The sequence below is a fragment of the Leptospira licerasiae serovar Varillal str. VAR 010 genome (assembly GCF_000244755.1).
Classification (GTDB): domain Bacteria; phylum Spirochaetota; class Leptospiria; order Leptospirales; family Leptospiraceae; genus Leptospira_B; species Leptospira_B licerasiae.
Genome location: NZ_AHOO02000005.1, coordinates 1,195,006 through 1,218,789 on the forward strand (window position 1 = coordinate 1,195,006; position 23,784 = coordinate 1,218,789).

General features: G+C 42.4%; 19 protein-coding genes and 2 tRNA genes. 18 read left to right on the plus strand and 3 right to left on the minus strand.

Annotation, left to right across the window (positions count from 1 at the left end; all coding sequences use genetic code 11):
• The first annotated feature begins 79 nt into the window (after window positions 1-79).
• The 13 genes from LEP1GSC185_RS06095 to LEP1GSC185_RS06155 all read left to right on the plus strand — a co-directional run bounded on the left by LEP1GSC185_RS06095 (window position 80) and on the right by LEP1GSC185_RS06155 (window position 13,444).
• Window positions 80-151 (plus strand) — tRNA-Thr (locus LEP1GSC185_RS06095).
• Between the two features lie 10 nt (window positions 152-161).
• Window positions 162-232, plus strand: a tRNA-Trp gene (locus tag LEP1GSC185_RS06100).
• A 45-nt stretch (window positions 233-277) separates the two neighbouring features.
• Window positions 278-460 (plus strand): preprotein translocase subunit SecE, encoded by a 183-nt coding sequence (gene secE / locus LEP1GSC185_RS06105; protein ID WP_008595351.1) that lies wholly within the window; start codon window positions 278-280, stop codon window positions 458-460.
• Between the two features lie 25 nt (window positions 461-485).
• Window positions 486-1,031 carry a transcription termination/antitermination protein NusG gene (gene nusG / locus LEP1GSC185_RS06110; protein WP_020770487.1) on the plus strand — a complete coding sequence of 182 codons (546 nt, stop codon included), beginning with the start codon at window positions 486-488 and terminating at the stop codon, window positions 1,029-1,031.
• Window positions 1,032-1,072: 41 nt separating this feature from the next.
• Window positions 1,073-1,501, plus strand: coding sequence for a 50S ribosomal protein L11 (rplK, locus tag LEP1GSC185_RS06115; protein ID WP_008594039.1), 429 nt, complete (start codon window positions 1,073-1,075; stop codon window positions 1,499-1,501).
• Window positions 1,502-1,503: 2 nt separating this feature from the next.
• The gene (gene rplA / locus LEP1GSC185_RS06120) at window positions 1,504-2,196 is read left to right on the plus strand and encodes a 50S ribosomal protein L1 (protein ID WP_008594629.1); all 693 of its coding nucleotides are present in this window, start codon (window positions 1,504-1,506) and stop codon (window positions 2,194-2,196) included.
• Window positions 2,197-2,222: 26 nt separating this feature from the next.
• A complete protein-coding gene (gene rplJ, locus LEP1GSC185_RS06125; protein WP_008593683.1) occupies window positions 2,223-2,756 on the plus strand; it encodes a 50S ribosomal protein L10 in 534 nt (177 codons plus the stop codon).
• Window positions 2,757-2,804: 48 nt separating this feature from the next.
• Window positions 2,805-3,191, plus strand: a complete 387-nt coding sequence (rplL, locus tag LEP1GSC185_RS06130) for a 50S ribosomal protein L7/L12 (RefSeq protein ID WP_008595726.1) — start codon at window positions 2,805-2,807, stop codon at window positions 3,189-3,191.
• A gap of 135 nt (window positions 3,192-3,326) precedes the next feature.
• Complete coding sequence (gene rpoB, locus LEP1GSC185_RS06135; RefSeq protein ID WP_008594196.1) at window positions 3,327-7,007, plus strand: DNA-directed RNA polymerase subunit beta; 3,681 nt, start codon at window positions 3,327-3,329, stop codon at window positions 7,005-7,007.
• Window positions 7,008-7,022: 15 nt separating this feature from the next.
• Window positions 7,023-11,228, plus strand: a complete 4,206-nt coding sequence (rpoC, locus tag LEP1GSC185_RS06140; RefSeq protein ID WP_008593534.1) for a DNA-directed RNA polymerase subunit beta' — start codon at window positions 7,023-7,025, stop codon at window positions 11,226-11,228.
• Between the two features lie 75 nt (window positions 11,229-11,303).
• A complete protein-coding gene (gene rpsL, locus LEP1GSC185_RS06145; RefSeq protein WP_008596375.1) occupies window positions 11,304-11,678 on the plus strand; it encodes a 30S ribosomal protein S12 in 375 nt (124 codons plus the stop codon).
• 11 nt (window positions 11,679-11,689) lie between these two features.
• Entirely contained in the window at window positions 11,690-12,163 is a 474-nt protein-coding gene (rpsG, locus tag LEP1GSC185_RS06150; protein ID WP_008594381.1) for a 30S ribosomal protein S7, read from the plus strand.
• Window positions 12,164-12,316: 153 nt separating this feature from the next.
• Window positions 12,317-13,444, plus strand: a complete 1,128-nt coding sequence (locus LEP1GSC185_RS06155; RefSeq protein WP_008595470.1) for a catalase family protein — start codon at window positions 12,317-12,319, stop codon at window positions 13,442-13,444.
• Window positions 13,445-13,536: 92 nt separating this feature from the next.
• On the opposite strand, the gene LEP1GSC185_RS06160 is transcribed toward LEP1GSC185_RS06155, so the two are convergent.
• Window positions 13,537-14,157 (minus strand): adenylate/guanylate cyclase domain-containing protein, encoded by a 621-nt coding sequence (locus LEP1GSC185_RS06160; RefSeq protein WP_008594412.1) that lies wholly within the window; start codon window positions 14,155-14,157, stop codon window positions 13,537-13,539.
• Window positions 14,158-14,256: 99 nt separating this feature from the next.
• Between LEP1GSC185_RS06160 and LEP1GSC185_RS06165 the strand changes: the two genes are divergently transcribed.
• Window positions 14,257-15,096: a sterol desaturase family protein gene (locus tag LEP1GSC185_RS06165; RefSeq protein ID WP_008595720.1), complete on the plus strand. Its 840-nt coding sequence runs from the start codon at window positions 14,257-14,259 to the stop codon at window positions 15,094-15,096.
• Between the two features lies 1 nt (window position 15,097).
• Here the strand turns inward: LEP1GSC185_RS06165 and LEP1GSC185_RS06170 are convergent, their stop codons facing one another.
• Entirely contained in the window at window positions 15,098-16,642 is a 1,545-nt protein-coding gene (locus LEP1GSC185_RS06170) for a metallophosphoesterase (protein WP_008594582.1), read from the minus strand.
• A gap of 104 nt (window positions 16,643-16,746) precedes the next feature.
• On the opposite strand from LEP1GSC185_RS06170, the gene LEP1GSC185_RS06175 reads away from it, so the two are divergent.
• From LEP1GSC185_RS06175 to LEP1GSC185_RS06185, 3 genes are read left to right on the plus strand one after another with little or no spacing between them, the layout of a single operon-like run.
• A complete protein-coding gene (locus LEP1GSC185_RS06175; protein ID WP_008595037.1) occupies window positions 16,747-18,474 on the plus strand; it encodes a GMC oxidoreductase in 1,728 nt (575 codons plus the stop codon).
• A gap of 9 nt (window positions 18,475-18,483) precedes the next feature.
• Window positions 18,484-20,316 carry an alpha/beta hydrolase gene (locus LEP1GSC185_RS06180; RefSeq protein WP_008593639.1) on the plus strand — a complete coding sequence of 611 codons (1,833 nt, stop codon included), beginning with the start codon at window positions 18,484-18,486 and terminating at the stop codon, window positions 20,314-20,316.
• Between the two features lie 2 nt (window positions 20,317-20,318).
• Complete coding sequence (locus tag LEP1GSC185_RS06185) at window positions 20,319-21,143, plus strand: SDR family NAD(P)-dependent oxidoreductase (protein WP_008595040.1); 825 nt, start codon at window positions 20,319-20,321, stop codon at window positions 21,141-21,143.
• Between the two features lie 8 nt (window positions 21,144-21,151).
• On the opposite strand, the gene LEP1GSC185_RS06190 is transcribed toward LEP1GSC185_RS06185, so the two are convergent.
• On the minus strand, window positions 21,152-21,601 hold the full coding sequence (locus LEP1GSC185_RS06190; RefSeq protein ID WP_008593860.1) for an SRPBCC domain-containing protein: 450 nt from the start codon (window positions 21,599-21,601) through the stop codon (window positions 21,152-21,154).
• Between the two features lie 66 nt (window positions 21,602-21,667).
• Between LEP1GSC185_RS06190 and LEP1GSC185_RS06195 the strand changes: the two genes are divergently transcribed.
• Complete coding sequence (locus tag LEP1GSC185_RS06195) at window positions 21,668-23,752, plus strand: 7TM diverse intracellular signaling domain-containing protein (RefSeq protein WP_008593610.1); 2,085 nt, start codon at window positions 21,668-21,670, stop codon at window positions 23,750-23,752.
• Window positions 23,753-23,784: the final 32 nt, after the last annotated feature.

Genomic DNA, 23,784 nt, shown 5'->3' on the forward strand with positions numbered 1-23,784 from the left:
CTAAAACCTTGACCAGGGACCCTGGGTAAAAATACTGTGTATTTCTAGCTCCTATCTCTGGGAGCGGGTAGATAGACATGCCCTCTTAGCTCAGTGGTAGAGCACTTCCATGGTAAGGAAGGGGTCACCAGTTCAAGCCTGGTAGAGGGCTAAGTTCGAATAGGTCTGTAGTTTAATGGTAGAACAAGGATCTCCAAAGTCCTTGGTGGGAGTTCGATTCTCTCCAGACCTGGAGTTTTGATCCTAAAGGTTCGACAAAGTTTAGGAAGGATTTATAGTGAAGTTTGGCGCATTTATACAAGAGTGTAGAGAAGAACTGAAAAAAGTTCAATGGCCGAATAGACAAGAGGTGATGCAGTCCACCATCGTAGTTCTAGTCACGGTTTTATTTTTCTCTGCTTTCCTATTCTTTTCGGATACTGCGTTTGTGAAGCTTCTTACCGGATTCTGGAATCTGTAAGAACTTAGGATTAAGTGTGATTATGATGGCTGATTTGAAATGGTATGCGTTACAGACTTATTCCGGTCACGAGAATAAGGTCCAGAAGAATCTGGAAAAGCTGATCCAACAGCGCAAGCTGGAGGAGAAGATTTCTCAAGTGCGTATTCCTACCATGGAAGTCGCCGAGATGAAGAACGGCAAAAAGAAGGTTACTAAGAAAAAACTTATGCCGGGCTACGTTCTTGTTGAGATGGATATGGACGAGGACCTTCGATTCATGATCCAAAGTCTTCCTTCTGTTTCTACTTTTGTGGGATCCAAAGATGGGGGACCGGAGCCTCTTTCCGTTGACGAAGTGAAAAATCTTTTCGCGGAAACCGGAGAGTTCCAATCAGAGGAGCCAGTTACTCCTCGCTTATTGTTTAAAGTGGGAGATAGCCTGAAGATTATCGACGGGCCTTTCGCGAATTTTACTGGAGTCGTAGACGAGATCTTCCCGGACAAAGGAAGACTCAGAGTGAAGGTGGAGATTTTCGGACGCTCTACCCCTGTGGAATTAGATTATCTACAGGTCAAAACCGAACCCTGACCGGTGGGAGAACCGGGAGAAACAAATAAGGTGTTTCGCCAATGGCAGCAAAAAAAGTAGTAAAGCAGATTAAGCTCCAGGTTGAAGCCGGTAAGGCCAACCCTGCTCCTCCAGTCGGACCGGCACTCGGTCAGGCAGGATTGAACATTATGGAGTTCTGCAAGCAGTTCAACGAGAGATCTAAAAACCAAATGGGTTATAAGCTCCCCGTTGTAATCACAGTATTCTCCGACAGGAGTTTTACATTCATTACCAAGTCCCCTCCGGCAGCTCTTCTTGTTAAGAAAGCGATCGGATTAGAGACCGGTTCCGCAACTCCTCATACTGTTAAGGTAGGGAAGATTTCTCGTAAGCAATTAGAAGAAATTGCTAAAACCAAAATGGAAGACTTAAACGCGAACGATCTGGACGCAGCTGTTCAAATTATCGCCGGAACTTGTCGTTCTATGGGCGTTACGGTAGAGGGTTAATCATGAAACGCGGAAAAAAATATCGCGCGGCTAAAGAGAAAGTCGACGCAACTAAAGTTTATCCGATCGATAAAGCCGTAGAATTAGCTCAGGCTTCTTCTTACTCTAAATTTGACGGTACGATCGAGATCTCTACAAAAGTTAATTATAAATCTCTCCAAAACGTGAGAGGGACTATCTCTCTTCCTCACGGAACCGGTAAACTGGTTCGGGTTCTTGTTTTCTGCAAAGGAGACAAACAAAACGACGCGAAAAACGCAGGTGCGGAATTCGTGGGCGATATGGACCTGATCGAGAAAGTAGCCGGTGGTTGGACCGACTTCGATGCTTGCGTTGCTACTCCTGACATGATGAAGGAAGTAGGTAAGCTGGGACCGATCTTAGGACGTAAAGGTTTAATGCCTAAGCCTAAGGCTGGAACAGTGACTAACGATGTTGCGAAAGCAGTTGGCGAACTGAAATCAGGACGTATCGAATATCGTCCGGACAAAGGCGGAGTCGTTCACCTAGGAGTTGGTAAAGTCAGTTTTGATCATACCAAACTAGTAGAAAACATTCGTACAGTAGTTCAAACTCTTCTCCGAGATAAACCTTCGGATGCAAAGGGTGATTATCTGAAAACTTTCTCCGTTTCCCCTACTATGGGTGCCGGTGTGAAAGTAGACGTTAAGGAACTGGTCAACACATCCCTATAAGGGTGTAGTAGACGGGAGTAGGAACAATGCCCAGCCAGGAAAAAATTGAAGCAGTTGCCGAATTAAAAGGCAGATTAGAAAAACGTAGCGACTTTATCCTAGCCAGCTACAGCGGACTCACAGTAGAAGAGATCACAAATCTTCGCGCGAAACTTCGTAAAGAAGGTTCCGAGATGAAAGTGATCAAGAACAATCTCTTTCTACTCGCATTAAAAGAATCCGAGAAGCATAAGGATAAGAACATCGCATTTGGGGACGAATACCAAGGCCCCCTTGCTGCGATTTTTGCGGATGCCAATCTTCCAAGCGCAGCCAAAATCCTAAAAGAATACGCTAAGACGAATAAGAATCTTATTCTGAAAGCTGGATACTTAGACGGATCGGTTTTGAATGCAGAAGATGTGGAAGCAATCGCGGGTCTTCCGAGCAGAGAACAACTTCTTGCTCAGATCGCGGGCGGTATCAATGGTCCGGCAAGAAGCATCGCTTCCGGCCTGAACCAAATTATCGCAGGACTTGCAAGAGCTATCCAAGCAGTCGCAGAGAAGAACAATCAGTAGAACCAATTTAGTAGTTAAAAGGACCAAACGGAATCAAAGGAGCACCAAATGTCTACCACTGAAGCGTTATTAGAGCAACTCGGCAAACTTACACTTGTAGAAGCAGCCGACCTAGTTAAAAAAATGGAGGAGAAGTTCGGAATTTCCGCAGCGGCTCCAGTAGCAGTAGCAGCTGCGGCACCAGCAGGTGGCGGAGCAGCGGCAGGAGCAGATGAGCCTGCTTCCTTCAACGTTGTATTGAAAGGTTTCGGCGATAAAAAAATCGAAGTTATCAAGGTTGTTCGCGAGATCACCGGTCTTGGCTTGAAAGAAGCAAAAGACTTGGTAGAAGCTGGCGGAAAGTCTGTTAAAGACGGCGTTGCGAAAGCAGAAGCTGACGACATTAAAAAGAAATTAGAAGCTGTCGGAGCTCAAATCGAACTTAAGGCTGTCTAATCAGGGAGCCGAGGCTTTGTCTCCTCGATATCTGATTAAAATCCTTTCACTCAGGCAAGGAGGCCAGCGTACTTCCTTGCCTTATTGCATTTTTTCGCGCAGTTATAATTTTCCATCATCCCAGGGAGCACACGAATGTACGGTCAAGTAGAAAGAAAACGGGTAAACTTCGGTAAGATCACCAATTTGGATTACCTTCCTAACTTGATTCAGATTCAGAAGAAGTCTTTCGATTGGTTTCTTCAATCAGAAGTTAAGGATCCCACTAAAAGAAAAAATCAGGGACTAGAAGCGGTTTTTAGAGAAACCTTCCCGATCGAAAGTCCGAATAACGACATGGTGATGGAATACAGTCACTATGTTTTAGGAGACGCTAAAAAATCTCCTCAAGAATGTAAGGACACAGATGCTACTTTTGCTCTTCCTTTAAAAGCGGTCATTCGACTCATCATCAAAGAAACCGGAGAGATCCGCGAGCAGGTCGTCTATATGGGCGATCTTCCTGTAATGACAGAGCAGGGAACTTTTATCATCAACGGAGCTGAGCGTGTTGTAGTTTCTCAGCTTCACCGTTCTCCTGGTATCTTCTTCTCTTACGACGAAGAAAGAGATACTTACTCTGCCAGAGTAATCCCTTATCGCGGGTCCTGGCTGGAATTCGAAATGGACAATAAGGGAATTTTGGTCGCAAAGATCGACCGTAAGAAAAAATTCCCTGCAACTCTTCTTGTTAAGTCTTTAGGACACGGAACAAACGAAGAGATCTTGCGTCTTTTTTACAAATCCTCCAAAGCAAAAATCGGCGGAGCTTCTACTAAAGAACTCAAACGTCTGATCGGACGCAGAGTGATCGCCGACGTGATCAATATGGAAACCGGAGAGGTTATGCTCGATGCCGGTTCCAAGATCAACGAAGATAATATCTCCATCTTAAAAGAGATGAAGGTGAAGGAAGTCGAATTAGTAGAATATCCTAGAGATAAGGATAATCCGGTTTTAGTGAACTGCTTGGAAAAAGACGGTGTCAACGATTACGAAGACGCAGTTCTGAAATTCCATGGCATCATGAGACAGGGTGAACCTTCTACGATCGAGAACGCAGAAGCAGAATTGAATCGTCTGTTCTTCTCTCCTAAATCTTTTGATCTGGGCGATGTAGGTCGTTACAAGATCAATAGCAAATTCGAGTTCAATAACCCGAAAGAGTTCACAAGCGCGACAGAAAGAGTTCTTCGTCCTGCGGATATTATTGAGACTGTACGTTACCTTCTCAACTTGATTTCCGAAACAGAGAACTACTATCCGGACGATATCGACCACTTAGGTAACCGTCGTATCCGTTCCGTTGGTGAGCTTATCGCTAACCAATTGAAAGTCGGTTTCACTCGTGTGGAAAGAGTGATCAAAGAAAGAATGACTGTCCAAGAAGTTGGAACTCAAACACCGCAACTTCTGATCTCCATTAAACCGATCACTGCAGTAATCAATGAGTTCTTCGGATCCAGCCAATTGTCCCAGTTTATGGACCAGACAAACCCTCTGGCTGAGTTAACTCATAAACGTCGTTTGAACGCTTTAGGACCTGGCGGTCTTTCTAGAGATAGAGCGGGATTCGAAGTGCGTGACGTTCACTACAGCCACTATGGCCGTATGTGTCCGATTGAAACTCCTGAGGGTCCAAACATCGGTCTCATTCTCTCCATGTCTTCCTATGCGAGAGTGAACGATTACGGATTTTTGGAAACTCCTTACAGAGTAGTAAAAAACAGCAAAGTATCCAATAACATAGAATATTTAACCGCAGATAAGGAAGAATATCATTCTATCGCGGTATCTTCTTCTCCTGTAGATGAGAAGGGAGAGTTTAAGAATAAACTGATCTCTACTCGTCACAGATCGGATTACCCTTTCCGCAACCCGAACGAAATCCAATACATGGACTTAGCTCCAATGCAGGTGGTTTCCGTTTCTACTGCGTTAATCCCATTCTTAGAGCATGATGACGCGAACCGTGCGCTCATGGGTTCTAACATGCAACGTCAGGCGGTTCCTCTTCTTAGACAAGAGGCGCCTTTCGTTGGAACTGGAATGGAAACTCGTGCAGCTTACGATTCTCGTATTTGTATCATCTCCAGACATGATGGTGTGGTTACTTACGTAGACGCGGAGAAGGTTGTAATCGAGCGTAAGGGCGGAAAAGAATCCGATACTTACGATCTTACTAAATTTAAGAAGACCAACCAAGGTACTTGTTTTAACCAAACTCCGGTTGTTGGAGTGGTTCACTCAGAGATCGACGGTAAAGTTACTAAAGTCAGCAAAGAGAAAATCGAAGTGACTGCGGATAACGGAAACGTTCGCGAATACAATCTGATCTCCGGTAATAAACAATACCAACCGATCGTTTCCAACGGAGAAGAAGTTCGTAGAGGAACAACTATCGCAGGACAGATCGTTTCCGGCGAAAGAATGGATGAGAACGGTAACATTCTACAAAAGGGAACTGTCCTTGCAGACGGTCCTGCGGTGGACAACGGAACTCTCGCACTCGGACGTAACGTTCTTGTGGCTTTTATGCCTTGGGAAGGTTACAACTTCGAGGATGCGATCCTAATCTCCGAAAAAGTTGTAAAAGACGATATTTTCTCTTCTATCCACATCGAAGAGTTCGAGATCCAAGCAAGAGAAACCAAACTTGGACAAGAGCAGATCACAAGAGATATTCCGAACCTTTCAGACAAAGCTTTCCGCGATCTGGATGAAACCGGTGTGATCCGTGTTGGTGCAGAAGTAAAACCGGGAGATATCCTGGTAGGTATGGTGACTCCAAAAGGAGAAACTGATCTAACTCCTGAATATAAACTTCTTCACTCTATCTTCGGTGAGAAGGCGAAAGAAGTACGAGATTCTTCTCTTCGTATGCCGAACGGTTTCGAAGGAACTGTAATCGATATCAAACGTTTTTCACGCGAGAAGGGAGATGAACTTCCTGCTGGTGTAGAAGAAATGGTGAAAGTTTTCGTGGCTCGTAAACGTAAACTTCTGGTCGGAGATAAAATGGCAGGACGCCACGGTAACAAGGGTGTCGTTGCACGTATCATGGCAGAAGAAGACATGCCTTACATGGAAGACGGTACTCCGATGGATATCGTTCTGAACCCGTTAGGTGTTCCTTCTCGTATGAACCTCGGCCAGATTTTCGAAACTCAACTCGGACTTGCTGCAAGCAAATTGGGGATCAATTTCGAAACTCCTGTTTTCGACGGAGCTACTGAAGCGGATGTAGAGAAGTATTGCAAAGAAGCAAATCTTCCTCTCAGCTCTAAATTCAAATTATACGACGGACGTACCGGATTACCTTTCATGAACGAGGTATTCTGCGGTTACATCTACATGTTGAAACTTGCTCACTTGGTGGATGATAAGATCCACGCTCGTTCTACCGGACCTTACTCCTTGGTTACTCAACAACCGCTCGGAGGAAAGGCTCAATTCGGTGGTCAGCGTTTGGGAGAGATGGAGGTCTGGGCTCTCGAAGCTTACGGCGCTTCTCATACTCTTCAGGAACTTCTTACCATCAAGTCGGACGATATGCTTGGAAGAGCGAGAATCTATGAAGCGATCGTTAAAGGGATCCATTCCATTAAACCTGGAATTCCGGAATCCTTCAACGTATTGGTGCAGGAACTCAGGGGACTTGCATTGGATATCGTCATCACTGACTCGGAAGGTAACAGCGTTGATATCTCCGACTACGAAGACGAATATTCCAAGAGCAAGAAGAAGATTAAGTTCGAAACGATCGAGAACGCCTAAGGGAAGAATGGTAGCATGAGATCCAATAACGATTTTGAATCAATAACAATCAGATTAGCGTCTCCGGAAAGGATCAAAGAATGGTCTTACGGAGAAGTCAAAAAACCTGAGACAATCAACTACCGTACTCTAAAGCCCGAGAGAGACGGTCTTTTCTGCGAGAAAATTTTCGGAACTACTAAGGACTGGGAATGTTACTGCGGAAAATTCAAGTCCATCCGTTACAAGGGTGTGGTTTGCGATAAGTGCGGTGTCGAGGTAACTCACTCCAAAGTTCGTCGCGAACGTATGGGGCATATCGAGCTTGCTGCTCCGGTTTCTCATATCTGGTACTATCGTTCCGTTCCTTCCAGAATGGGACTTCTCTTGGACATGACGATCAATCAGCTCAAGAGCGTTCTTTATTTCGAAAAATATGTGATCATCGATCCGGCTGATACCGGAAGAAATCGTGGTGAGCTCATCGACGAAGAGGAATATCACGCATACCTAGACGAATACGGCGACAAGTTTGTTGCTGGTATCGGTGCGGACGCGATCAAAGAACTTCTTTCTCGTATCGATGTGGATGCGGAAGCACGTATCATCCGCCAAAAGATCCAAGAAAAAGAAAAGATCTCCGATAAAAGAATCCTAAAACGTCTCGAAGTTCTCGAGGCTTTCCGCGATTCAGGAAACCGTCCTGAGTGGATGGTTCTTGATGTGGTTCCTGTCATTCCACCTGAACTTCGTCCAATGGTCCAGTTAGAAGGTGGACGTTTTGCTACTTCCGACTTGAACGATCTATATCGTCGTGTTATCAACAGAAACAACCGTCTAAAACGCCTTCTTGCGTTAAAAGCTCCTGAGATCATCGTTCGTAACGAAAAACGTATGCTCCAAGAAGCGGTTGACGCGTTATTCGATAATAGCCGTCGCAAACGTACCGTAAAAGGTAAAGGTAACAGACCTCTAAAATCCATTTCGGACATGCTGAAAGGAAAACAAGGTCGTTTCCGCCAAAACCTACTCGGTAAGCGTGTGGACTACTCCGGTCGTTCCGTGATCGTAGTCGGTCCTGAATTGAAATATCACGAGATGGGTCTTCCTAAGAAGATGGCTCTCGAGCTATTTAAACCTTTTATAATGAAACGTTTGGTGGATCTGGACTTAGCTCCTAACATCAAATCTGCTAAGAAGAAAGTAGAAGCAGAAGAAAAGGAAGTTTTCGACGTTCTTGAAACAGTAGTTAAAGAGCACCCGGTTATGTTAAACCGTGCACCTACTCTTCACCGTTTAGGGATCCAAGCATTCCTTCCGGTCCTTGTAGAAGGAAAGGCAATCAAACTTCACCCTCTTGTATGCCACGCGTTCAACGCTGACTTCGACGGTGACCAGATGGCGATCCACGTTCCGCTGACTCCAAAGGCTCAGTTGGAAGTATGGATGCTTATGCTTTCTCCACACAATATCTTGAACCCTGCAAACGGTCACCCGATCTGCGGACCTACTCAGGATATCGTACTCGGAATTTATTATCTAACTTCTGAACTTCCAACCGAAGCAGGAGTTCCTCTTAAGTCATTCGCGAACCTTGACGAGGTTACTTACGCGATCGATAGAGGAGTGATAGAGTATAGAACTAAAATTTCCGTTCTTCACCAAGGAAAGATCCTGGAGACAACTGCGGGTCGTTTGATCTTCAACACAGTTCTTCCGGAAGGATATCCTTATGTGAACCGTGCTCTCTCCGATAAAGAGACCAACAGGATCATTGCGGAAGTTTATGAGAAATACGGACCGGCTCAAACCGTTCTGATGCTGGACGATATTAAAAAATTAGGATATCGTTATGCTACAATTTTCAGCCCGACTATCTCTATCGAAGACATTAGAGTGTCTCCGGGTAAAGTTACTCTTGTTGGCGACGCTAACAAAGAAGTAGAAAGAGCCGACGGAGAATATCGTAAAGGTATTATCACTAACGAAGAACGTAAGAAAAAAGTGATCGAGATCTGGACTAAGACCAACGACCTCATCACCGACTCCATGTTCAAGGAACTTGAAAAGGACAAAGGTGGATACAATCCTGTATTCATCATGGCTGCTTCCGGTGCTCGTGGATCTAAACAACAGATCCGTCAGTTGGCAGGTATGCGCGGTCTGATGGCGAAACCTTCCGGTGAGATCATCGAACTAGCGATCCGTTCTAACTTCCGCGAAGGATTGAGCGTTCTTGAATTCTTTATCTCTACTCACGGTGCTCGTAAAGGTCTTGCGGATACCGCGCTAAAAACTGCGGACGCAGGTTATCTGACTCGTCGTTTGGTGGATATTTCTCAAGACGTGATCGTCGCTGAAGATGATTGCGGAACCGAAGAATGTATCACTCTTGGAACCGTAAAAGAAGGAGAGAACGTTATCGTTTCTCTAAGCGACCGTGTATTCGGACGTTATACTTCGGAAGACATCGTCGATCCTGTTACTGAAAGTGTGGTTTATCCTAAAGGATCTTTGATCACTAGAGAAGTAGGACAGAAGTTAGAGAACCTGGGTTACGAAAAAATCAAGGTTCGTTCTCCTCTCACATGTGAAGCTCGTTGGGGAATCTGTATAAAATGTTACGGAATGGATATGGCTCGTCTGACTCCAGCAGAGATTGGAGAAGCGGTCGGAACCATCGCTGCTCAGTCTATCGGACAGCCTGGAACCCAGTTGACGATGAGGACATTCCACATCGGTGGTGCGGCTTCCGCAAAAGTTCAGGAGAAAGAACATAAAGTCGGATACCGTGCAGTCGTTAATGCGATCAACGGTAGAACTTTACAAACTAATGATAGAGGTTTGATCTTCTCTCGTCGTGGATCCATCGTAGTTCAAAGATTGATCCAGCAGTTCAATTCTTCCGACCTTACCAACCTTAGGGTTGAGAACGGACAGAAGGTGGATAAAGGTGAGTTGGTTGCAACTCTTGCTTCCGGGGAGAACGTAACTTCCGAAGCTCCAGGAACAGTAAAAATTGCGGATGGACTCTTCAGAATTCTGGGAGAAGAAACCGTTGTTCCTGTTAAAACTTCTACCACTCTGATCGTAAAAGTAGGACAGATTACCGAGCCTAACCAAGCATTAGGAGAATTCGACCCGTTCAACGAGATCGGAGTTACCGAGATCGAAGGAACTGCAACATGGGTGGATCTGGAAGTCGGTAAAAACGTTCGTAGGGACGAGGACGTTAAGACATCTAACGTTAATTATAAGGTAATCGAGCAACGTAGGGAAAAATTGATCCCAAGGATCGTGGTATCTTCCGGCGGAAGCAAAGAAGAATACTTAGTTCCTGTGGATGCGATCATCTCCGTACAGAACGGAGACAAAGTGAAAGCGGGAGATATTCTCTTCAAGATCCCAACCGTTGCAGAAAAAACCCGGGATATTACCGGTGGTCTTCCAAGGGTAGACGAACTTTTCGAGGCTCGTCGTCCTAAAGACGCAACCACTCTTGCAGAAACTGACGGAAGAATAGAAGATAACGGAGAGATCGTAAAAGAAAAACGAGTTCTCTATATCGTTCCTGATAACGAAGAGCTGGATAAAGTAAAAGTAACCATTCCGATCGGAAAACAATTGCGTGTTCGTCACGGAGACTTCGTAAAACGCGGAGATCAAATGGATGATGGAAACCTGGATCCACACGATATCTTGAGAGTTAAAGGTGTAACCGCACTCCAAGTGTATCTTGTGCAAGAGGTCCAAGAGGTTTATAGACTACAAGGGGTGCATATCAACGATAAGCATATCGAAGTAGTCGTTCGCCAGATGATGCGTAAGGTGTTAATTACCGATTCCGGAGACACATCTTTCGTAAACCAACAACAAGTGGATCGTTTCGCTTTCTTGGAAGAAAATAAGAGAGTGATAGCTGAAGGAGGATCTCCTGCTCAGTGTGTTCCGATCTTGTTAGGATTAACGAAAGCATCTTTGAATACTGAGTCGTTCTTCTCGGCTGCTTCCTTCCAGGAAACAACTAAGGTGTTAACTGACGCTGCAATCAAAGGAAAAACTGATAACTTAGCGGGACTTAAAGAGAACGTTATTATCGGTCACATGATCCCTGCGGGAACCGGAATGAGAAAATATCGCGATGTCGCGGTGTTCAAAGAAACTTACGGGGATCTAGATCGTCCTCTGGAAGTGGAAGAGGAAGAAATTCCGATGGCCATTCCGGAAGACAACGAGAATTAAAGGAAAGCTTTACAATAGAGCAGGGTCGGTAGAACTGGTAAAATAGGTCACCGGCCTGCTAAAAAGAAGAAACTCATGCCTACAATTAGCCAACTTATACGTCACGGCAGGAAGAAACAGGTTAACAAATCTAAATCTCCTGCATTAAAAAGTAGCCCCCAACGTCGGGGAGTGTGCACGAAGGTGACTACCTTCACGCCGAAAAAACCGAACTCAGCTTTAAGAAAAGTTGCAAGGGTTCGTTTAACAACCGGTATCGAAGTGACCGCTTATATTCCCGGAGAGGGACATAACCTGCAAGAGCACAACGTTGTTCTGATCCGCGGGGGAAGGGTAAAAGACCTTCCAGGGGTTCGTTATCATATTATCCGTGGTACCTTGGACACTCTCGGTATCGATAAACGTCGTAAGAGTCGTTCTAAGTATGGAACGAAAAAACCTAAGGCGTAAGGGAGTTTAGGATGTCTAGAAGAAGAGGAAAAGTAGAACCACGCAAGATCCAGCCGGATTCGGTTTATGGAGATGCAAACATCGCTAAGTTTATCAACTGCTTGATGTTGGACGGAAAAAAATCCGTAGCAGAGTCTTTATTTTATGATGCTTTGGATCTCATCCAAAAGAAGACAGGAAACGATCCTTACGTTACTTTTAAAGAAGCATTAGAAAACGTTAAACCTCAGGTGGAAGTAAAATCCCGCCGCGTGGGTGGTGTGACTTACCAAGTTCCTATCGAAGTTCGTCCAGAAAGACGTTTGGCTCTTGGGATCAGATGGTTGATCCGTTATTCCAGGGACAGAAACGAGAAAGGTATGGCGAACAAACTTGCTGCAGAATTTATCGAGGCTCAAAAAGGCACCGGAGCAGCAATCAAGAAGAAAGAAGATATCCGTAAAATGGCAGATGCTAACAAAGCATTCAGCCACTATCGCTGGTAAGAATCTTTTAATAATAGTTCGCGGTTGCATGAGACCGCGAATAAGCTTGATGAAGGGACTCCTAAAAGGGTCCCTTTTTTATTTCTATATACCCGATACCGATCTCTCCTTCTTTTATATCGACAAAAGAATTTCGAAGGAAAGAATCAGGCCATGGGACAAAAACTTTCTATCTTACTTCTTTTCTCCTTGGTATTCTCCACTTCCTGCGGGGGACCTTACGTAAAAATCCCGGATTCGGCAGAACTTGGAAAAGAGTATCCTTTTCCTGAGGAAGAATCTATCGCTAAACGGACTTTGGAGCTGACCCTTACCTCGATTAAGGAATCTTATAAAGATGGAGCTGTCGTCAGAAGGGACGCGCATCCAAAACATCATGGCTGCGTGGCGGCTACCTTTAACGTAAAAAAAGATATAGATCCTCAGTATAAATTGGGGATTTTTCAGCCTGGAAAATCCTACCAAAGTTTAATTCGTTTTTCTAATGGATCTCAAAAGCCGAAAGCGGATCTGGAAGGAGATATTCGAGGAATAGGGATCAAACTTTTCGATGTGCCAGGAAAAAAGATCCTGATTGAAGAGGCACAAGAAAAGACTCAGGATTTTTTACTGATAAATCATCCTGTTCTTCCAGTTGGCGCTCCGGACGAATATCTTGCTTTATTTGAGGCAGCTTTTGCCGGTAAACCGGGTTCCTACTTTTTCGGCTGGAATCCATTTACTTGGAAACTAGGAGGCCTATCCAAAGTAAGAGCAATCCGAGGTAAAAAAATATCCAGTCCATTAGAAATTCGTTATTGGTCTACGACTCCTTATGCTTTTGGAGAAGGAAAAGCGGTTAAATACTCTGTAAAACCTTGTTCTGAAACTAAATTGGAAATACCAGATACTCCTACGGAAAATTATTTGAGAGAAACGATGAGTAAACAACTGAAGGAGTCTTCTGCTTGTTTTACTTTTATGGTCCAGATCCAAAAAGACGCTAAGTCTATGCCAATAGAAGATCCTGCAGTCGTTTGGGACGAAGAGGTTTCTTCGTTTTATCCTGTCGCGGAAATTCTAATACCTAAGCAAGAATTTACAAATGATAAGATGGATTCACTTTGTGAGAACGTTTCTTATACACCATGGCATTCTCTTCCGGAGCATAAACCTCTTGGAGGGATTAATCGAGTTAGAAAATCGGTCTACCAGGCTATTTCCGATTACAGACACAGTCAGAATAAAACCCAGAGGAAAGAAATCGATAGAAAGGATATACCTTCTAAATTAATTCCATAAACGATCGATCATCTATTTAGTTTGGGCCCGGTTATTCAGACCGGGCCTATCTATTTATAATTTATGGTACAAGTTAGAAGGGTTTTTGTTCTCTAATAAATCACCCTAAACGCTCCCTTAGTTCCGGCCGGAACATCCTTGATAGGTTCAAACTTTAAACCTGTATCTTGTGCGTTATCGAAAACGGTTTGGGTAATTAAGATCTCTCCCGCTTCCGCAGTATCTTCTCCCAACTTACTTGCTGTGTTTACTTCCGAGCCGAAGACGTCTGAGTCTCCTATTTTTAAAACTTTGCCGTAACCGAGTCCTACACAGAGAAGTATTTTTTCTTCAGGGATCTTGTCCTTATTATATTCTAATAATTCCTTTTGCATTCTGATCGCAGCTTGTAATCCTTTGGCTACGTTTCGGAAGATCACTAAAAAACTATCTCCCTCCGATTTGAGAAGGATCCCATCATGATCCTCTATGACCGGCACTAATACTCTTTCAGACTCATGGATGGTCTGTAGAAAATGAATGATTCCGAATTTTTCTACACCTCTCGAAAATCCGGAAAGGTCGGTGAACATAATACACCAAACTTCTCCGAATAAGTCCCAGATTCGGGCATCTATTTTTTCCTTATCGGCTCCCGGTTTTAATCTTTCTAAAACTAGGTTTTCCAATCTGTCTTCGGACGCGCTTGCGAATATACTTCTTTTGAATGCCATAAGAATCGATTAGTAGGACGGTTTTGTTCGGATCCGTCGATCTATTTTTTGAAAGACTAATTCTTTAAAATCGGTTATTCTAAAAGGTGGAAGGTTAGAATGAGATTCGTTTGTGAATTAAGTTGGGAATATTGCATTTCTGGCTTTGCTCTTTATCAATTAAAAATGAATTTCCTGCGGTATTATCCGATTGCAGGTCTTGCGTTTCTGATCTTTTGGGTTTGGAAAAAGGACCTTTTTCAAAAATTCAGGATCCAAAAGGATTTTCCTAAAAAGGAAAGGATTATCTTCGAATTAAAACAATCTGCGATCACTCTAATCATGTTCAGCACAATTGCCGTTTCTGTATATGTTCTAGGAAAACTAAAGATACTTCATATCAAAACCTATAAGGACTTTGCAGAATATGGACTGAGTTACGCGATATTCAGCTTTATATTACTTACGATTTGGCATGAGACTTGGTTTTATTGGGCCCATCGAATAATGCATCACCGAAAAATTTATCCTTATGTGCATTCCATCCATCATAAATCCGTAAACCCTTCTCCTATGGCTGCTTATAATTTCCATTGGGTAGAGGCTTTTCTGGAAGGTGTATATGTTGTTCCCGCACTTTGTATACTTCCTCTGCACTTTTATGTTTTTTTAATCCATACATTCTATGCAATGATCATGAATATATGGTGGCATTTAGGTTATGAATTTTTTCCTAAAGGTTGGACTACTCATCCGATCTTGAAATGGATCAATACCTCTACCCATCATAATCTACATCACCAGAAGTTTCATGGGAATTACAGTCTATATTTCAATTTTTGGGATAGAATAATGGGAACGAACTTTAGGGATTATTCCGAAATTTTCGAGAGTAACGCGGGTGCGGGGAAGGCGGAGGAGATCTCCGTTATCCCCTCCAGCTATTTGCAAAAATCTTAATTTATTCTTTGACCCTGACTTTTAGGTATCTTCTTCTCAGGCGAATTTCTTCTTCTAAGGATTTGGATAATGCGCTAAATTTCTTATTTTGGAGATCTATGGTTTCCACTAACGTTTCATACATCGGATTCGTTTTGCCGTCCGGAACCAAGAAGCCAGGTTTTATTTCTCCTTCCGTATAAACCTTAAATGAAGCCACGTTTGCATCTTCATCGATAAATAACACTGCGCCTCCGTGAGAGGTCATCGGTTGGATGGTGTCCACTACCCATCCACCTGTGTTGAACACTTCTTTACTTTGAACTTTTAACCCTAGATCTTGGGTCTCCACAGCGAATGGTTTATGTGTATGACCGAAGATGAATGTATAATCATTAGGGAATTCTCTTTTACTCTTTCGTGTCTCCGCTTTCCATTGCGCAGGAAGGGTTTCCCCTAAGTAAGAATCCATATTATGGACTACCTCATCGCTTAGGACGGAATTCGACATTCCTCTTTCCGCCTGTCCTACCTTTACTACGATTTTAGTAAGAATGTAAGAAAAACCTTTATAGAGAAGCCATTTGATCCCTAATATACGAAGTAAAAAGGGAAGATTCAAATTTCTTAATAAATAGGCGGATACGTTTTGTGCTAATTTTCCGACTGCTTTTGAGTCCTGGAGCATATCATAAATAAGTCCGATGCCTGTTCCCACTTTTCCGGATCTTCCGAGTGTGGACCAGAAGAAGTCGATCCATGCAAAATTCTCTCGCTCGAGAACGTAAATGGATTTCGGGGTGGTGATTTCTTTAGCCCTTTTAAATGGGTTATAATCGTTCATTTTACTCCAAACGGATCGATTACGTTTAGGAGCATCCGGAGTTTCATCAATATCAGGGAGTAAGATCCTTTGCATCGTACTCATTAAAGAATAAATATTTTCTAAAAAATGTCCATGAGTTAAGAATACGGAACGTTTTCCGTTCTTAGAAGAAATTTCCAAATTCGGATAGGCAATCACTGCTTCCGCTCTTTTTAATTTCTTATTTCTTCTTAGAATTCCTGTGAGCAAATCGGATTGTATGAAGTCCGGATTTACCATCTTTGTAGTGTGCCAAGTGTCGTTGATATATTGATTCGGCTTTAAGTTCGCTATGTAGTCTATATACTGCTTTTCTCTTGCAGTTTCCCAAAGATGATGATCGTGGTTTCCCGGAATATAGAGAATACTTTCCGAAAAGTGATGTTTCGTTTCCTTATATGCAACTTCCAAAAATCTTTCGAAAGTCATGGATGCCGCGTTAATATCCCCTAACGCTAATTCGAGCACGTCGCCTAATAATATGAACTGAGGAGGCTTGGAAGAACCGTTTACCGAGTGAACGATATGTTTTAAACAGTTTAGAAGTTCCGCAAGTGCAGGAGAAGTTTTTTGAGGATTTACTTTGAACTTATCCGAATCTTTTACAGGATCAGGGAACTCTTCGATGTATGTAAGTAAACTGTTATATGCTCCCAGGTGAATGTCGGAGATTACGATATATTTAATTTTACTCTTTGGCATTTAGGATGTGAATCATTCAAAAAACGTAAATAAAATCAATTAATTATTGCTATTTTTAGCTAAATGCGGCAAATAAGTAGATTTTTCGACGTTAGGAGGCCTACTTGAAATTTTACGAGGCTATAATAATCGGAACCGGATTTGGCGGTTCGATCAATGCCTGTCGTTTGTCTAAAAAATGGCCAGGCAAAGTTTTAGTACTCGAACGAGGGAAAGAATATCCTAAAGGTTCTTTTCCTAGATCTCCGGAGGGAATGTCAAAAAACTTCTGGAACATTCCGGAAGAAGGTCCTATTCCTAGATCTTCCAAGTTCAAAAGGGCAGGCAGGCAAACTGGATTATTCGATATTCGTAATTATCCAAAACTAGATGTAGTTCTCTCCGCAGGTCTTGGCGGGGGTTCTTTGATCTATGCAAATGTTTTTTTGGAACCGCCTGATCATATTTTCGATCATCGTTGGCCTGAAACTGTTAAAAAGAAACATTTAAAACCTTATTATAAAATAGTAAAAGATATCTTAGGCTCCCGACCTATTCCGGACAATGGAGAGGACAGGCGAAAGGTAGTCCGTACTGAATTATATGAAAATTTTGCTAAACATGAATCCAGAGTTTCCAAAAAAGCCGACATAAACGTCTTCTTTGGGAATGATTTTAAAAAGCCTACTCCGATCGGGGTTCAGGAAAAAAACCGCTTTGGAGCGATTCAAACTTCCTGTATCTACTGCGCAGAATGCGATGTGGGATGCAACACACATTCTAAAAACACCCTGGACTTGAATTATCTATTTGTAGCTAGGAATTCCAACAAAGCTGAGATCAAAACGGAACATCTTGCCACTAAAATTGTACCTTTGAATAAAAAAGGAGAAGAGGATCCTTCTCAGTCGGGAGAGTTCGGCTATAGGGTTCACTATTTGAACTTACAAAATGGAAATTCTTCAGCGTCTTTTGCAGACACGAAACGTATCGTGGTTTCTGCGGGAACCCTCGGATCTACGGAACTTCTGCTAAAATGTAAGACAAAGTTTAAGACCTTAACCAAGATCTCGGATAAACTCGGGACTCAATTTTCAGGGAATGGTGACTTTCTTTCTTTTACTGCAAAAGGGAAGAAGCCCGCAGACCCTAATTATGGCCCGGTAATCACTCAGTATACGGATTATAATTTATTTTCCAGTTTTGATCCAAAAAAAGCATTCTTACTAGAAGATGCAAGCTATCCGGTATTTGCTTCTTATTTTGTTTCGGGCGCAATACCAATCATCTTCAAGTTGAACTATATTTTCCATTTTATCGGAGAGTTATTCAAAAGTATCATAAACGGAAAAATTTTCGGAAGAGTCGGATTTCTTTTTAGCGAAGCTTTAAAAGGAGATCTTTCTTATACTTCCGCAGTTCTTCTGTGTATGGGGATAGATACTTCCGATGGGAAGATGTATCTGGATAAAAAGGGAAATCTTCAGATACAGTGGCCTCAAAAAGAAAATCTAACACTTTATAATACTATAATGGACGTGAACAAAAAGTTCGCGAAATTCACAGACGCAAAGACTAGGTTTCCGATGCCGACTTATTCATGGCCTGTCCGTAATAACGTTACTGTTCATCCTCTTGGAGGTTGCGTTTTGGGGACTTCGGTCAATACTGGAGTTTGCTCTTCGGATCCTAAAACTTTCGGTAAGGTTTTCGGTTACGAAGGTTTGTACGTTGCGGACGGTAGTTTATTACCTACTGCAGTGGGTGCTAATCCTTCTATGACTATTTCCGCCCTTTCGGAAATGGTGGCGGAAGGAATTACGGGCAAGAAGCCGAATACAAGTTTAAGGTAGGATATTCGATTGGCTACAGCGACAAAAAATAAATCAAAGAAGAATGCCGGCAAATCCAAGCTAGGCAAGACAGGAGTCAATTCGCATCCGGTAAGTTTGGAATTCACTGAGGAAATGAAAGGTTTCGTTTCCATGCCCGGATCTTTTAATTATCAAGAAGATTATAATGCGGGAAAGAAGGCTGGGAATTATTTGATGTTTCACCTAACTATCCGCGTGAACGACACTCAGTTTTTCGTATACGATCCCGACGAAACAGGAGAAGCGATCGGTTGGGTAGAATGCCAACCTCTAGGCGGAAGATTCGAAGTAGAAAAAGGGATCTTTAACTGCTTTGTGGATTATGGCAAACCCTCTGCCAATGAAAAACATATGAAATACCGTTTGTTCCTAAAGAACAAAGCGGGAAAGAAAATCACTTTAAACGGATTTAAGAAGGTAGTGGACGACGGTATCTTGAATATCTGGAGAGATACTTCAACATTATATACAACCGTATACGAAGGATACGTGGATGAAAAAGCGGAACCTAAGGCCAAAGTACTTGCAAAAGGGATCTTACATATATTAGAAAAAGATTTTATTAAGCAGATGACGACCTTCAAATCCAACGGTCGTACTTTTTCTGAACGAAAGGATGCTTTATTCAGATTCGGCGAATTGTTCATGGGAAATCTATGGGAAATCTATGGTGCCCAATTCAGAAAAGCGGAACCTGAGTTATGGAGAGAAAGAGATATTCCCGTATTTACTTTGGATGGAGTTAAAAATGCAAAGGTTAGTTTTCATCCATTCACTACGGATGATAAAATTTCTCTCAATTTAGTACGTTTTCAGAAGAAGGAGAGTAAGGACGTCGTAGTTCTTATGCACGGACTTACTACTTCGACGGACATGTTCGTTATGCCCGAGCATAAGAACCTTGTGACATACCTGCATGAGAACAGATTTACCGATGTCTGGAGTTTTGACTGGAGAGGAAGTTTACGTTTCAGTTATAATCTTTTCCCTCATAGATATACTTTGGACGATATAGCTCTTTATGATGTGCCGGCGGCTTTAAAAGTGATAAGAGATGCTGTCGGTCCTGGAAAAAGGATCCACTTCGTCGTACATTGTGTGGGATCCATCTCCTTCTTCATGAGCTTGTTCGGAGGAAAGATCGACGGGGTCACTAGCGTGGTCTCGAATAGTGTGTCTCTAACTCCTAACGTGCCTACGTGGTCTAAGATCAAGCTGTCATTTTCTCCATTCTTAATGGAATCCGTTTTTAGATTTCCGAACGTGAATCCACGTTGGCATTATCTACCGGGATTTGCCTCAGGTAAGGTTCTTGCAAAGTTCGTAAGTTTATTTCATCACGAATGTGACGAGCCTGCTTGCCATATGCTGAGCTTGATGTGGGGGACAGGATGGCCTGCTTGTTACGAACATGCAAATCTTCCCGATATTACTCACAGAAGAGTGGGTGACCTATTCGGGGCGACTTCTATGAACTATTATCGACATATCAGGAAAGCTGTAGGGCGCAAGGCTATGATCAAGTTTAGACCTACAGACGGTCGTTATGATTCCCTTCCAAACAATTATTTGGATAATGCCTCCGAGGTCAAAACTCCGGTCCTTTTTATGACCGGAGATAAAAATAAAGTATTCAAAGATTCTAATATTATAGCTTACGAAACATTGAATCGATTGAATCCTGGAAATAAAAACGAACTGTTTATCGCCGAGGGTTATGGCCATCAGGATACTTTGATGGGGAAAAAGAGCGATAAGGACGTGTTCCCTAGGATAGTGGAGTTCCTGCGTAAGAATTCCAACGGAGTTAAAAAAGGATAAATATGTCTGAGAAAGGCCGCCCAGTCGTTTTTCTAACAGGAGCAGCAGGAGGGATCGGCAGGGAAACTGCAACCCTTCTTTCCGAAAAGGGATATCTCCTCTTTTTGACCGATCTGCAAAAGCAATCCTCGGATCTAAAAAGGTTCGCAGATACATTAGGAAAAGATCATATTGTGTTTCCTTGCGACATTTCGAAAGCCGCAGATTCGGAAAAAGCGATCAAAGAATGTATTAAACAATTCGGAAAAATCGATGTCCTCGTGAATAATGCGGGGATTATGAGGCCTTCCAAATTTGAAAACCTTAGCCAGGATGAGATAGATGAGCAGATAGAGATCAATATAATCGGCACCATTCGCTTGACTAAGCTCGGAATGCCTTATCTCAAAAATTCCAAAGGAAAATTGGTGATCTTATCCTCTTTAGCGGGGATTGTTCCGGCTCCTAATCATTCGATTTACAGTGCGACTAAATTTGCGCTTAGAGGGTTTGCTTTAAGTTTGTATCTGGAATGGAAAGAAATCGGTGTACGGGTGAGTTCTATTCTGCCAGGAACAATTCAATCTCCCATGACCAAGTATATGGCGTCTAGAGATAGTTCTCCGATGGCTTATATCAATCCGCCTTTACCGCCTTCTGCGGTTGCTAAAGCAATTTGGAAAGCGATCCAAACTGATAAGGCGGAGATCTATGTTCCTTATTCACAAGGACTGCTTGCTAGAGTTGCGCTATTATTTCCTTCTTTATTGTCTTTGATCTATCCGATCATGGCCAAAAAAGGAGCTCGAAATTTCGAATCATGGAAGAGAAAAGGAGTTTTTGATTGATAAGCGAATTAAAAATTATCTTCGCTTAACTCTTTTAACTTTTGGTTCATTTTTATATGTGAATTACGTACTGCGGTTTGGATATGCGAACTAAATACACTAGGCATAATCCCTGATAAGATCGCAGTATGGCTGAATTTGGTGCGTCCTGGGGTGATCTTTTCGAAAGTGAAACGATGATCTCCGGCAAACATGTATTTGAAAAAGAGTGGGAAGGCACCTTTCCAAGATATGGATTTAGAATTGGTGAGTTCGTATATCAATGCCTTAGTAGGCAAATACACTCCCGTAAAATAATAATCGAAAACAATAATCGTTCCGTCTTGCACCGGTTTGCCGAGAATCCTTTTTAAGAACGGATTCCAAGAAGGAAATTTGGAGAAGTCGGTAAAAATACTCCATATTTTTTCAGGAGATGCCTGGATTTCTATCGAGGTGACGATTGTTTGAGGATTCATTCGTCACATATCTGATGTTCCATCTGAAAAATGTCCATCTAATAAATGTTTAAAATTCGGTAATTTATGAATTGTAAAAGTATTATTCTCTATATCATTTCCGCTGCGTTATTCGCAAGCTCTTCCTTGTCTGCAGAAGATAAGATCTATGTTAATAAAGATATTGAACGACTACCTTTAGGTAAGTCCGTATATTATCTTGAAGATCCGGAGAGAAAGTTGACCTTTGAGGACATTTCTAAACCGGACATAGAATCTAAGTTTATAAAATCCGATAAGGATTCCTTGGATTTCGGTCAGTTGAATTACAATTATTGGTTTCGACTAACTTTCGAAAACGATACTCCCGAGTCCGTTTCCAAACTTGTGGAGATCAATTATAGTAATATTGATATAGTGCAATTTTATAAACCGAATTCTGACGGCACATACTCTAAAGAAGAAAGCGGGATGCTTTTTCCGTTTTCCGCCAGAAGTTTTAAGAATAGAAATTTCGTTTATCAGATCGATTTGCAGCCCGGGCAGCAAAAAACTTATTATCTGATGACTTGGACCAGTGGAGGCTTGAATATTCCGCTTACTCTTTGGGATAAGGATACATTTTCTCAGTACAATGCGGACGTTCAACACGGTTTAGGTTTATATTATGGAGTGATGATCGTAATGATCCTCTATAATATTTTCATCTTCTTCTCCGTAAGAGATGTAAGTTATTTTTACTATGTCTGTTATATTTTAGGATTTTTAGGAATACAGTTAGTTTTAACAGGACATGGATTCCAGTATCTATGGCCTGCGTTTCCTTTTTTACAAAGGAATTTTTATGTGGTTTTTACAGGAATCTCTATCGCCTCCGTTTTACTTTTTACCAAAAGATTTTTAAATACTAAGGAAAATGTTCCGAAGTGGTTGGACAAATCCATGAAAGTGACGGTAGTAGCACATGGGTTACTGTTATTTACCCCATTGGTTCTACCTCCGGAAGTTACCGTAAAACTAGCATTGGTTCTCACTCTGCCGGCTCTGATTTTAATACCGACGGCTACTATAATTAGCTTCTTGAAAAAATTTCGTCCTGCACGTTATTTCCTCTTGGCGTTCACAGTTCTTACAGTTTCAGGAACAGTTGTAGTTCTTCGTTTTATTAACGTTTTGGGTCCCGGTTTTCTTGCGGATTATGGTCTGTATCTTGGTTCCACTATGGAAGTCATTCTTCTTTCCATCGCTTTGGCGGATCGTATTAATATTATGAAGAAGGAGAAGGAAGAAGCTCAGGCAAAAACTTTAGAGATGCAAAAAATTCTCACAGAGTCGTATGCTAGATTTGTTCCGAAGGACTTTTTGGCAAATTTAGGAAAAGACTCTATTCTGGATGTGAGATTGGGGGATCAGATCCAAAAAGAGATGGCAGTCCTTTTTAGCGATATTCGTTCCTTTACTACATTATCCGAGCAAATGACTCCAGCGGAGAATTTTAATTTTATCAATTCTTACTTAAGTAGGATGAGCCCAATTATACAAAGGCATAACGGGTTTATTGATAAGTTTATCGGAGATGCGATCATGGCATTATTTCAAAGAAACGTAATAGATGCGGTGTCCGCCGGCGTCGAAATGCAGAGATATTTAAAGGAATATAACGAGCACAGACATCGCCAAGGATATATTCCTATTCAGATTGGAGTAGGAATACATTCAGGTTCCTTGATGCTTGGGACGATAGGAGCGGAAGAAAGATTGGAAGGTACTGTAATCTCCGACACGGTCAACCTTGCTTCTCGAATTGAAAGTCTTACTAAGGTATATGGATCTAGGATCGCAGTCAGTGAGAGTACGATTGAAGAGGTCAAAAAAGACGGCAAGTTTCATTTCCGCTTTTTGGACAGAGTTAAAGTAAAAGGAAAACAAAGACCTGTTTCCGTTTATGAAGTGTTCGATGGGGATGAACCGCAATATCAGGATCTGAAATTAAAGACCAAAGAATCCTACGAAAAGGGTGTAAAAGCATTCTATTCCAACTCGTTCGAAGATGCAAAACAACAGTTTGAGAATGTAATCTCGATCTTCCCGGATGATAAGGCCACTCAACTTTACTTAAAACGTTTATACCCCGTGACTCACGAGCGTAAATTAGAAGAAGTGGAAGAATAGCCGGATCCCTCCGGCGGGATTCGGCACTGACA

Coding starts and splice junctions, on each gene's coding strand:
- nusG (WP_020770487.1), top strand. CDS start 486: ATGGCTGATTTGAAATGGTATGCGTTACAGACTTATTCCGGTCACGAG.
- rplK (WP_008594039.1), top strand. CDS start 1,073: ATGGCAGCAAAAAAAGTAGTAAAGCAGATTAAGCTCCAGGTTGAAGCC.
- rplA (WP_008594629.1), top strand. CDS start 1,504: ATGAAACGCGGAAAAAAATATCGCGCGGCTAAAGAGAAAGTCGACGCA.
- rplJ (WP_008593683.1), top strand. CDS start 2,223: ATGCCCAGCCAGGAAAAAATTGAAGCAGTTGCCGAATTAAAAGGCAGA.
- rplL (WP_008595726.1), top strand. CDS start 2,805: ATGTCTACCACTGAAGCGTTATTAGAGCAACTCGGCAAACTTACACTT.
- rpoB (WP_008594196.1), top strand. CDS start 3,327: ATGTACGGTCAAGTAGAAAGAAAACGGGTAAACTTCGGTAAGATCACC.
- rpoC (WP_008593534.1), top strand. CDS start 7,023: ATGAGATCCAATAACGATTTTGAATCAATAACAATCAGATTAGCGTCT.
- rpsL (WP_008596375.1), top strand. CDS start 11,304: ATGCCTACAATTAGCCAACTTATACGTCACGGCAGGAAGAAACAGGTT.
- rpsG (WP_008594381.1), top strand. CDS start 11,690: ATGTCTAGAAGAAGAGGAAAAGTAGAACCACGCAAGATCCAGCCGGAT.
- LEP1GSC185_RS06155 (WP_008595470.1), top strand. CDS start 12,317: ATGGGACAAAAACTTTCTATCTTACTTCTTTTCTCCTTGGTATTCTCC.
- LEP1GSC185_RS06160 (WP_008594412.1), bottom strand. CDS start 14,157: ATGGCATTCAAAAGAAGTATATTCGCAAGCGCGTCCGAAGACAGATTG.
- LEP1GSC185_RS06165 (WP_008595720.1), top strand. CDS start 14,257: ATGAGATTCGTTTGTGAATTAAGTTGGGAATATTGCATTTCTGGCTTT.
- LEP1GSC185_RS06170 (WP_008594582.1), bottom strand. CDS start 16,642: ATGCCAAAGAGTAAAATTAAATATATCGTAATCTCCGACATTCACCTG.
- LEP1GSC185_RS06185 (WP_008595040.1), top strand. CDS start 20,319: ATGTCTGAGAAAGGCCGCCCAGTCGTTTTTCTAACAGGAGCAGCAGGA.
- LEP1GSC185_RS06190 (WP_008593860.1), bottom strand. CDS start 21,601: ATGAATCCTCAAACAATCGTCACCTCGATAGAAATCCAGGCATCTCCT.
- LEP1GSC185_RS06195 (WP_008593610.1), top strand. CDS start 21,668: ATGAATTGTAAAAGTATTATTCTCTATATCATTTCCGCTGCGTTATTC.